The sequence below is a fragment of the Mesorhizobium sp. M7A.F.Ca.CA.002.15.2.1 genome, assembly GCF_003998715.1.
In the GTDB taxonomy this organism is placed as follows: Bacteria; Pseudomonadota; Alphaproteobacteria; order Rhizobiales; family Rhizobiaceae; genus Mesorhizobium; species Mesorhizobium ciceri.
This window is the reverse complement of record NZ_RZPI01000129.1, coordinates 1-10,170: the sequence shown is the minus strand read 5'-3', so window position 1 is coordinate 10,170 and position 10,170 is coordinate 1. Positions and strand designations below refer to the sequence as shown.

The 10,170-nt window shown below is 64.1% G+C and carries 9 protein-coding genes and 2 pseudogenes; 6 read left to right on the top strand and 5 right to left on the bottom strand.

The annotated features are described in order from the left end of the window. Positions 1-46 precede the first annotated feature (46 nt). From ENZ74_RS10370 to ENZ74_RS10355, 4 genes and pseudogenes are all read left to right on the top strand, one after another. Entirely contained in the window at positions 47-403 is a 357-nt protein-coding gene (locus ENZ74_RS10370) for a hypothetical protein (protein WP_024501714.1), read from the top strand. Between the two features lie 34 nt (positions 404-437). After that, positions 438-622, top strand: a pseudogene (locus ENZ74_RS10365) (ABC transporter permease); the annotation flags it as partial. A 251-nt stretch (positions 623-873) separates the two neighbouring features. Next, positions 874-1,863, top strand: coding sequence for a TAXI family TRAP transporter solute-binding subunit (locus ENZ74_RS10360; protein ID WP_024501713.1), 990 nt, complete (start codon positions 874-876; stop codon positions 1,861-1,863). An 86-nt stretch (positions 1,864-1,949) separates the two neighbouring features. Beyond that, positions 1,950-4,007, top strand: coding sequence for a TRAP transporter permease (locus ENZ74_RS10355; protein WP_063168621.1), 2,058 nt, complete (start codon positions 1,950-1,952; stop codon positions 4,005-4,007). A gap of 306 nt (positions 4,008-4,313) precedes the next feature. Here ENZ74_RS10355 and ENZ74_RS10350 read toward each other — a convergent pair whose 3' ends face one another. From ENZ74_RS10350 to ENZ74_RS10330, 5 genes are all read right to left on the bottom strand, one after another. Then, positions 4,314-4,559, bottom strand: a complete 246-nt coding sequence (locus ENZ74_RS10350; RefSeq protein ID WP_024501711.1) for a MoaD/ThiS family protein — start codon at positions 4,557-4,559, stop codon at positions 4,314-4,316. After that, positions 4,547-6,817: a xanthine dehydrogenase family protein molybdopterin-binding subunit gene (locus ENZ74_RS10345; protein WP_063168620.1), complete on the bottom strand. Its 2,271-nt coding sequence runs from the start codon at positions 6,815-6,817 to the stop codon at positions 4,547-4,549. Before ENZ74_RS10345 ends, ENZ74_RS10350 begins: the two co-directional genes overlap by 13 nt. A 1-nt stretch (position 6,818) precedes the next feature. Next, complete coding sequence (locus ENZ74_RS10340; RefSeq protein WP_013530647.1) at positions 6,819-7,295, bottom strand: (2Fe-2S)-binding protein; 477 nt, start codon at positions 7,293-7,295, stop codon at positions 6,819-6,821. Beyond that, complete coding sequence (locus ENZ74_RS10335; protein ID WP_063168619.1) at positions 7,295-8,155, bottom strand: xanthine dehydrogenase family protein subunit M; 861 nt, start codon at positions 8,153-8,155, stop codon at positions 7,295-7,297. The genes ENZ74_RS10340 and ENZ74_RS10335 overlap by 1 nt, the downstream gene beginning before the upstream one ends. Before the next feature lie 230 nt (positions 8,156-8,385). Further along, entirely contained in the window at positions 8,386-9,363 is a 978-nt protein-coding gene (locus tag ENZ74_RS10330; protein WP_063168618.1) for a GlxA family transcriptional regulator, read from the bottom strand. A 72-nt stretch (positions 9,364-9,435) separates the two neighbouring features. On the opposite strand from ENZ74_RS10330, the pseudogene ENZ74_RS35055 reads away from it, so the two are divergent. Further along, positions 9,436-9,552: pseudogene (locus tag ENZ74_RS35055) on the top strand (transcriptional regulator); the annotation flags it as partial. Between the two features lie 63 nt (positions 9,553-9,615). Next, on the top strand, positions 9,616-10,170 hold a 555-nt coding region (locus tag ENZ74_RS10325), incomplete at its 3' end, for an FAD-dependent monooxygenase (protein ID WP_164760991.1).

Sequence of the window (10,170 nt, the reverse complement as noted above, 5' to 3'; positions counted from 1 at the left end):
GAACAGGTCTATGCAGGCCCTTCACAAGGCTTAGGAGAGGCTTCGGATGAGAAACGCAATCTGCCTCGCATTGACTGCGGCAGTGGCTGGGTGCGCGACCTCCCCGGTCGACTATGAGGCGTCGCTTTCGCAGCAGGACCAGAAATGGGCCTCCCCGGCATGCCAGCAGGCCCGCAGGGCGGCTTCGGATTACGAGGCTCGCGAGAAAGAGCATCCGGGATGGGGTTTCGGCGTCCTGCTTGGTCCATACTCGATGGGGCTCGTCGCAGCCATCAAGGAGCATGAGCAGAAGCAACGAAAGCTGTTCGCCCGCGAAGTGCACCTGCAATGCTCAAGCCTGCCGCTGCCGAAGGAACTGCAGGGCGATTTGAACCCTGCCGTACCGCCGACCAAGTATCCATAGCCTGCCGCGCCTTCCGGCAGAAGGCGCCGGGGTGGCCGCCGTCATTGGCGGCACCTCGATCTTCGGCGGCCGCGGTGTCTACACCGGCACCATCCTCGGCGCCCTGATCCTGACCGTGCTGACGATCCTGCAGATGCCGGAAGGGGCAAGGCGGATCTTGTCGGGCTGATCGTGCTGTTCGTGACGGCGGTTTATTTGAGGATTGTGGAGGAGAGATAGGGGCGGGTTGAGGTGAATGGCTGCTTTTGGGCCGAATTCAGACAGGCAGCTTTGGCGCAAGGATGCGAACTACTGCCGTTCAACCAATGATAAAGGCTCAGATCGAATTTTGGTGCTTCTTCAAAATTTGCACCTATTGAGGATGCGCCACGGCCAGCCCGCGAGGACCGATCCGCTCTCAAAAAGCGTGTACAGGTTGACAACACCTTGGCCGCTGCAACATCCTGCCGGTTTTTAGACTGGGAGGTAGCATGACTATTTCGATCAACCGCCGCACCTTTTCCATAGGCGCGGGCGCTCTGGCTTTGGCTGCGGCCGGATTTTCGCCGGCACGCGCGCAGCAGGCGTTTTTCCGCATCGGCACGGGCGGAACGTCCGGTACCTACTATCCGGTGGGCGGCCTGATCGCCAACGCCATCTCGGCAACCGGGGCGGCCGGCGTCGAAGGCTTGGTCGCCACCGCCACGTCCTCCAACGGTTCGGTGGCCAACATCAGCGCCATCCAGTCGGGCGCGTCCGAATCGGGCTTCACGCAATCCGACGTCGCCTACTGGGCGCATTCGGGCACCGGCCTCTATGAGGGCAAGCCCAAGGTTGACGACCTGCGCCTCATCGCGACGCTTTATCCCGAGACGATCCATTTGGTCGCGCGTGCCGACGCCGGCATTAAGTCGGTGGCGGATCTCAAGGGCAAACGCGTCTCTCTTGACGAGCCGGGCTCCGGCACCATCGTCGATGCGCGACTTGTGCTTGGCGCTTACGGTCTGGCTGAAAAGGACGTGCAGCCCGAATATCTCAAGCCTGGCCCGGCCGGAGAGCGGCTGCAGGATGGCGCCATGGACGCTTATTTCTTCGTCGGTGGTTATCCGACCGGCGCAATCGTTGAGCTTGCCACCACCAACAACATCACGCTGGTGCCGATCACCGGCCCCGAGGCCGACAAGCTGCTGTCCGAGCAGAAGTTCTTCTCCACCGATACCGTGCCGGAAGGCACCTACAAAAATGTCGGCGAAACCAAGACCATTTCCGTCGCCGCTCAATGGGTGACCAGCGCCAAGCAGACCGACGACCTCGTCTACAAGATCGTCAAGTCGCTTTACAGCGACGAAACCCAAAAGGCCCTGCAGGCAGGCCACGCCAAGGGCAAGCTGATCACGCTCCAGAACGCGGTTACCAGCGCTGGCATTCCGTTTCATCCCGGCGCAGAGAAATTCTACAAGGAAGTCGGCACCCTGAAATAAGAGGCATTTGGACCGGCTGACAACAACGAGGCGGAAGGGATGCTTTCCGCCTCTTTTGTCTGGAAATTCAGGACACGGAACCGGCCATGAGCGATGACGACAAGATCAAGCTTTCCGCAATGGAGTTCGATGAGGAGAGCGCTCGCGAACTGGAGGAGAAATTCGACTCCGAAATCCGCTTCCGGCCACTGACCCGTGTCGCGGGCTGGCTGGTCGGCTTCCTCCTGGTGGCGCTGTCACTGTTTCACTACTACACCGCCGGTTTCGGCCTGCTGCAGGAAATGCTGCACCGGGGCATCCACCTGTCGATGGTGCTGGCGCTGATCTTCCTCGTCTTCCCGCTGGTGAAGAAAAGCTACGACCAGCCCGCGCGGTCCAGCCTCCTGCGGCCGCTCGGCATACCCCTTTTCGACTGGCTGCTGGCGATCGCTGCGGTCGTCGTCGTCATGCACGTGCCTATGATCCCGCTCGACGACCTTGCCTTCCGCGTCGGCAATCCCACGGCGCTCGACGTGGTGTTCGGCCTTATCCTCATCCTGCTTCTGCTGGAGGCGACGCGCCGCTCCGTCGGCATCCCGCTGCCCATCATCGCCGTCGTCTTCATGGCCTACGCGCTGTTGGGGCGGTACATGCCGAGCATTCTGGTGCACCCCGGCGCGTCCGTCTCCCAGCTCATCGATCACCTTTATCTGACGACGCAGGGCATCTACGGCATCGCGCTCGGCGTCGTCGCCACCTACGTCTTCCACTTCGTGTTGTTCGGCGTCTTCGCCACCCGCATTGGCCTCGGCCAGCTCTTCCTCGACTGTGCGGCGTGGGTCGCCGGCCGCTACGCCGGGGGTCCCGCCAAGGTGTCGATCTTCGGCTCGGCGCTGTTCGGCATGATTTCCGGCTCGTCGGTCGCCAACACCGTTACCGTCGGCTCGCTGACCATCCCGGCGATGATCAAGCTCGGCTACAAGAAACATTTCGCCGCAGCGGTGGAAGCGGCGTCCTCGACCGGCGGTCAGGTGACGCCGCCGATCATGGGCGCAGCGGCCTTCCTGATGATCGAATTTCTCGAACTGCCCTACACGACCATCATCCTTGCCGCCATCGTGCCCGCCTTCATGCACTTCTTTGGCGTGTTCATGCAGGTGCATTTCGAGGCCAAGCGAACCGGCCTCAGGGGGCTCAGGCCGGACGAGATGCCCGATGTCGTCGAGGCGCTGAAGCGGGACTGGCCGACGATCATCCCGCTCGTCGTTCTTATCGGCGTGCTGCTCTCGGGCTACACGCCCTACATGGCCGCCTTCTGGGGCATCACCTTGTGTATTCTCGTCGGCTTGCTCAATCCGCGCCGGCGCATGTCGGTCGCCGACATCGTGACGTGTCTGCGCGACGGCGCCAAATATGCGCTCGCAGTCGGAGCCGCTGCCGCAACCGTCGGCATCGTCGTGGGCGTCGTCACCCTGACCGGAGTGGGCTTCAAGCTGTCCTACATCGTCACATCGACGGCCGGACACCTTTCCCTTCTCTTCGGCACCTTCATCCCCGAGGCGATCTTCTCGGCCCAGGGCCTGACCCTATTGTTCACCTTGATCATGACTGGCGTCGTCTGCATCCTGATGGGCTGCGGCATCCCGACGACCGCGAACTACATCATTATGGTGACGATCGCGGCGCCGGCGCTTGTCATGCTCGGCACCGAGCCGATCGTCGCTCACTTCTTCGTGTTCTATTACGGAGTGCTGGCGGACATCACGCCACCGGTGGCGCTGGCGGCGTACGCCGCCGCTGGCATGGCGGGGGCGGACCCGTTCAAGACCGGCAACACCGCCTTCCGGCTGGGGATGGGTAAGGCACTGGTTCCTTTCGTGTTCGTCTTCTCACCGTCCCTGCTGCTGGTGACGAAGGATTTCACCTGGCCGAACTTCTTCCTCGCCTTTTTCGGCTGCGTGCTGGGCATCACCTGCCTGGGCGCCGCGCTATCGCGCTATCTTCTGGTGCGCACACGCCCATGGGAAAACGTGCTGCTCGTGTTCGCCGCCCTGCTTCTGGTGGCACCCGAACTCTATTCCTCGCTACTCGGCGTGGCGCTTTTGGTCCCGGTCCTGCTGCGCCATTGGAACGCACGCCACACTGAAGAGGCGCAACCAGTCTGATCAGCGCCGCTCCAACGCAATCCTTCCCGGGGTTTTCGACGTCGCGCATATGCGGTGGGCGGACGGAAAGATGAGAGGGCCGACCATCGAGTCCATGACATTCCGCTGCGGGTTCTCGGCGCCGAGCGAGCTTCAGCCTAGTCGCGAAGATGTCCGCTCGTGAGAAGAGGCGATGAGCCGTGGCGATGACCGGCATGGGGCGCAAATCAGACCCTCCTCCCGGTCGAATCCAACAGCGGTTTTTGGCCTTCTTAGAATTACGGGAATTACGGTGACAGTGCACCTTTTACCCTGCCATGTGTCCGCCTATCCCCCCGCCAATCGCGGCAGCAGAAAAATCTCCGCCCCCTCCGGCAGCTTCTTCGACCACGTATCGCGATAGATCGTCCCGTCGATCGCAACGGCGATGCCCTTGTCGATCAAGGGCTCGAGGCCGGGATACTGTTCAGCCAGCTTCCTGAACAGCTCCCTTATGTCCTTGGCCTCGATCTCGACCTTGCTGTTGCCTCCGGCGGTCGCGGCGAGCGAGCCCCAGAGCGTTACTTCGACCATTCCCGTTCCGCCTCGATCGCGGCAAGGATGCGCGGCGGCGACATCGGGATGTGCGTCATGCGCACGCCCGCGGCATTCGACACCGCATTGGCGATCGCCGCCAGCGGCGGCACGATCGACGTCTCGCCGACGCCGCGCACCCCGTAAGGGTGGTTGGGGTTGGGGATTTCGAGGATCTGGGTGTCGATCATCGGCAGGTCCGAGCAGACCGGGATGCGGTAATCGAGGAAGCCGGCGTTCTGCAGCCGCCCGTCCTTGCCGTAGATATACTCCTCGTTGAGCGCCCAGCCGATGCCTTGCGCGGCACCACCCTGGTATTGGCCCTCGACATAGGTCGGGTGCACCGCCTTGCCGGCATCCTGCACGACCGTGTAGCGGATGACCCTGGCGGCGCCGGTATCGGGATCGACCTCGATATCGCAGATATGGGTGGCGAAGGAGACGCCGGCGCCATCGGCGACGAGCTCGCTGTGGCCGGCGATCGGCCCGCCGGTCTTGCCCGACTCGACCGCGATCTCCTTCAGCGACAGCTTGCCGAGATTGCCGTGCTTCTCGCCCTTGGCGATCGCGTGGCCCTTCTCCCAGACCACGTCGTCGACGGCAATGTCCCACATCTGCGCGGCGCGCTCGCGCAGGATCTTGATCGCATTGCGGGCGGCCGAGATCGTTGCCATGGAAGACGAGAAGGTGCCGCGGCTGCCGTCCGTCATGTCGTTGTAGCCGAGGCTGGACGTGTCGGCGACGATCGCCTTGACCTGGGAATAGTCGATGCCGAGTTCCTCCGCCGCCACCAGCGACAGCGACGCGCGCGAACCACCGACGTCGACCGTGCCGACGGCAAGCGAGACCGAGCCGTCCATGCCGATGTTGAGGTCGGTGCAGGTCTGGCCGCCGAAGTTGAACCAGAAGCCGCAAGCCATGCCGCGGCCCTGGTTCTTGCCCAGCGGCGCCTTCATGTGCGGATGGCTCTTCACCGCCTCGAGCGTCGGGCCGATGCCGATCGGGCCGTAGACCGGACCGTAGGAGGACCGTGTGCCTTCCTGCGCGGCGTTTTTGATCCGGAAGTCGACCGGGTCCATGCCGATCTTCTTGGCCAGCTCGTCGACGGCGCTTTCCACCGCGAAGGCTGCCATGGGTGCGGAAGGCGCGCGATAGGCCGCGGTCTTCGGCCGGTTGACCAGCACTTCGTAGCCGACCGTCTTGACGTTATCGAGCTTGTAGCAGGCGAACGCGGTCATGGCGCCGATCTCGGCCCAGGAGCCGGCATACGGGCCGCAGCTGTAGCGCAGCGTCGCTTCGGCGGCGGTGATGGTGCCGTCCTTGCGGGCGCCGATCTTGACGTCGATCGAGGTGGCGCTGGTCGGGCCCGAGGCGCGGAACACCTCGTCGCGGGTCATCACCAGCTTCACCGGCCGTCCTGCCTTGCGCGACAGCGCCAGCGCCACCGGCTCGGCCCAGACATGGGTCTTGCCGCCAAAACCGCCGCCGATCTCCGAGGAGGTGACGCGCAGTTTCGAGGCTTCCATGCCAAGCAGCTGGGCGCAGTGCTGGCGGTAGACGAAATGGCCCTGCGTGCACACCCAGAGGTCGGCGGTGCCGTCGGAGCTGAAATTCGCCACGCAGGCATGCGGCTCGATATAGCCCTGGTGCGTCTGCTCGGTCTTGAAGGAGCGCTCGACGATGAAGTCGGCGTGCCCGAAACCCTGATGGACATCGCCATGGCCAAACTGGCTGCGCTTGGTGACGTTGGAGGGTTTTACCGGCTTTTCCTCAAGGCCCTCGGTGAAGATGGCATCATTGATCAAGGGCGCCGTGTGCTTCGCCGCCTCGTCGACATCGGTGACGTGCGACAAAAGCTCGTACTCGATCTCGATGAGCTTCAGCGCCTGCCTGGCGGTGCGGGCGTCGATCGCGGCGACCGCGGCCACCGCGTGGCCGTCATAGAGCGCCTTCGTGCGCGCCATGCAATTGTCGAGGACGTCGTACATGGCGGCATCGCCATCGGTGAGGTCGGGCAGGTCGGCCGCGGTGATCACCGCCTTGACGCCGGCGAGCTTTTCCGCTTTCGACGTGTCGATCTTGACGATCCTGGCGTGGGCGTGCGGGCTTCTCAGAACGCGCCCGACCAGCTGGCCGGCCATGTTGAAGTCGGCGCCGTAGCGCGCGCGGCCCGTCACCTTGTCGATGCCGTCGGGACGGATCGGACGTGTGCCGACGGAGGCGAATTTACGTCCGGAAAAACGTGGATCGAAATTCATCTCAGGCTCCCTTCATCACGATGGCCGCATCCTGGACGGCGCGCACGATCTTGTCGTAACCGGTGCAGCGGCAGAGGTTCCCGGCAAGGCCGAAGCGGATTTCCTCCTCGGTCGGGTCGGGGTTCTTGGCCAGGAGGTCCTTGGCCGCGATCAGGAAGCCCGGAGTGCAGATGCCGCATTGCAATGCGGCGTGCTCGAGGAATTTCTGCTGCAGCGGGTGCAGCGTATCGCCATGCGCCATGCCCTCGATGGTCTCGACGCGACGGCCTTCAGCCTCGGCGCCGAGCACCAGGCATGAGCACACCAACCGGTCATCGAGGATGATCGAGCAGGCGCCGCAGTCGCCGGTGCCGCAGCCTTCCTTGGCGCCCGTCAGCCCCAGCCGATCGCGCAGGACGTCGAGCAGCGTCTCGTCGGGCTGGCACAGATACTCGACAGCATCGCCGTTGATTGTCGTTGAAACTGCAATTCCAGCCATCATTTGCCTCCTGCACGTGCATAGGCTGATGTGGCGGCCCGCTGGGCCAGCACACCCGCAACTTTTCGTCTGAATTCGATAGTGCCGCGCTTGTCGTCGATGGGACGACAGGCCCCCGCGCAGACCTTGGCGAGCCGCTCCAGCGTCGCCTCTTCCAGCCTGGAGCCGACGAGCACCTCCGCGGCCTCTTCGACCAGAAGCACCGTCGCCGCCACGGCGCCCAGCGCCACGCGGGCCGATTTGACGACACCGTGCTCGTCGAGCGTCAGGTTCACCCCGGCGCTGACCACCGCGATGTCCATCTCGGTGCGTGGAATGAAACGCAGATAGGCATCGCCAGACCGCGGCTCGCGCTTGTCGAGCAGGATCGCCTCGATGATCTCGCCTTTGGCCAGCGACGTCTTGCCCGGCGCGGTCGGCACGCTCTGCACGGGGATCGTGCGCCGGCCCGCCGGCCCGACGACCACTGCCCTGGCGCCGGCGGCAACCAGCGCCGGCACGCTGTCGGCGGCCGGCGATGCGTTGCAGAGATTGCCCACGATGGTGCAGCGGCCCTGCACCTGCTTGGAGCCGATCAGCTTGGCCGCCTCGACGACACCAGGCCATGCCTTCTTGAGGGCGGTGTTCTCTCCCAGGACGGCGCAAGGGACCGCGGCGCCGATGCTGAAGCCTTCAGCCGTTTCCCGGATCTCGCTCAAGCCATCGATCGCCTTGATGTCGACGATCAACTCTGGTTCGGCAAAGCCGCCCTTCATCCTGACCAGGAGGTCGCTGCCTCCGGCGAGGATGGCGGCCGTACCAGCCGACCCGGCCAACTGGCCAACGGCATCTTCTATTGAAAGCGGACGTATGTAGCGCATCGTCTCCCCTTGGTCATCGCGATTTCAGCGACCGTTATAAACAGTCTCCTCATAATGGCTATCCGGTTCGTCGTCTGCGGCGATTGGGCCAGGCGCCGCAATATCCAGTCCAACAGGCCGAAAGTGGCGCACTGAATGGCAGCAACCGGCTTTGGAATGATTTTCGTGAAACTTCGGTCTGGATCAAGTGCGCTCATTCGGTTTTGTCCGCTTTTGGACCGGAACGGCGTTTAAGCCGGCAGAGCCGCTGCTTGGCTGCCCCACTGAAGCCCCCTGTGTTCGGCGGCCGTCCGAAACGCCTGCGGCGGCTGGCCAAGGGTACGCAGGAAGGCACGCCGCATGCGTCCGGGATCGCCAAAACCGGCGGCTTCGGCGATGCGCTCAAGCGGGAGATGGCTGGTCTCGATCGCCGTGCGGGCCGTATCGAGGCGCATGCGCTCTACCGCCTTTGCCGGCGTGACGCCGGTCTCGGACGTGAAGGCGCGGGCGAAGTTGCGGGGACTCATGGCCGCGTGATCGGCCAGGCATTCGACGGTCAGCGGTTCGGCCAGGTTTGCCCGCACCCACTCGATCAGCGCGGCGAAGCGGCCGGTTCGCCCGCCCAGTTCGACGAAGGCCGAGAATTGCGACTGGCCGCCCGGCCGGCGCTGGTGCATGACTATCTGCTGTGCGGTGCGGCGCGCCACTTCAGCGCCAAGGTCATCTTCGACGAGGGCAAGCGCCAGGTCTATTCCGGCCGAGATGCCGGCCGACGTCCAGATGTCGCCATCCCTGATGAAAATACGCTCGGCATCCAGCCTGACCTTCGGGTAGCGGCGGTGGAAGTCGTGACTGCTGGCCCAGTGCGTGGTGGCGCGGCGGCCGTCGAGCAATCCCGCCCGTGCCAGCAGGTACGCGCCGGTGCAGACGCTGGTGGTGCGCCGCGCCGGCACGCGCCTCAACCAGGCGACGATCTCGTCCATCGCCTCGATGGAACGGATGATTTCGCCGCCCGATACGATGACGGTGTCGAAAGGGCCGTCGCGCAGAGGTCTGGTGAGAAGCTTCAGGCCAGAGGAGCTTTCAACGTCGCCGCCGCCGGGCGACAGCAAAACCAACTCATAGCTGTCCGGGCGGCAGCGCTCCGCAATCTCGAAGACGGTTGTCGGCCCGGCCGCATCCAGAAGCTGGAAACCGGGGTGAACGACGACGGCAACGTGCCTGCGCATGGCAGTATTCGCCCGATTTATGTCATTTCGGACGAAACCTAACGCCGGTAGCCTCGTCGTCAAGCCATCTGGAGACCGGCAAAAGTCCTGGACGAAACGCTGCGCGCCATCGCTGCCCGCCATGGTGCCCGCACGGCAGACCTCGTCGCCATGCAACTCGAATATCCCCGGCCACGCGCATCGCCGTGACGTCGCGAAGTCGACGGGCATCTGGCCGGCTCGGGGGGACTTTTCACGGCAAGGGAGTGACTGATGAAAGCATTGATCGCCGGGGCCGGTATCGGCGGCCTCACCACTGCTCTGTTCCTGCATGAGGCAGGCATCGAGGTCGAACTTTTCGAGCGGGCCGACGACATCCGCGAACTTGGCGTCGGCATCAACATGCTGCCTCACGCTGTCAAGGCGCTGGCCGGGCTTGGGCTGATGCCGGCGCTCGACGCGGAGGGGGTGAGGACACGCGAGCTTGTCTACACCAACCGCTTCGGCCAGATCGTATGGCAGGAATTGCGGGGCATCGATGCCGGCTATGAGGTTCCGCAAATCAGCATTCATCGCGGCAGGCTGCTGGGGCTGATTCACCGGGCCGTGGTGAACAGGCTTGGCGGCGACGTCATCAGCACGGCAAGCCGTGTCGATGCCTTCGAGCAGAACGAGGGCGAGGTCGTGGCGCATTTCCGCCGGCATGACGGCTCGCGCGGCGAGGCCCATGGCGACCTGCTCATAGGCGCCGACGGGATTCATTCCGCCGTCAGGGCCGTGCTCTATCCCGAAGAAGGGCCGCCGATCTGGAACGGCCCGATGCTGTGG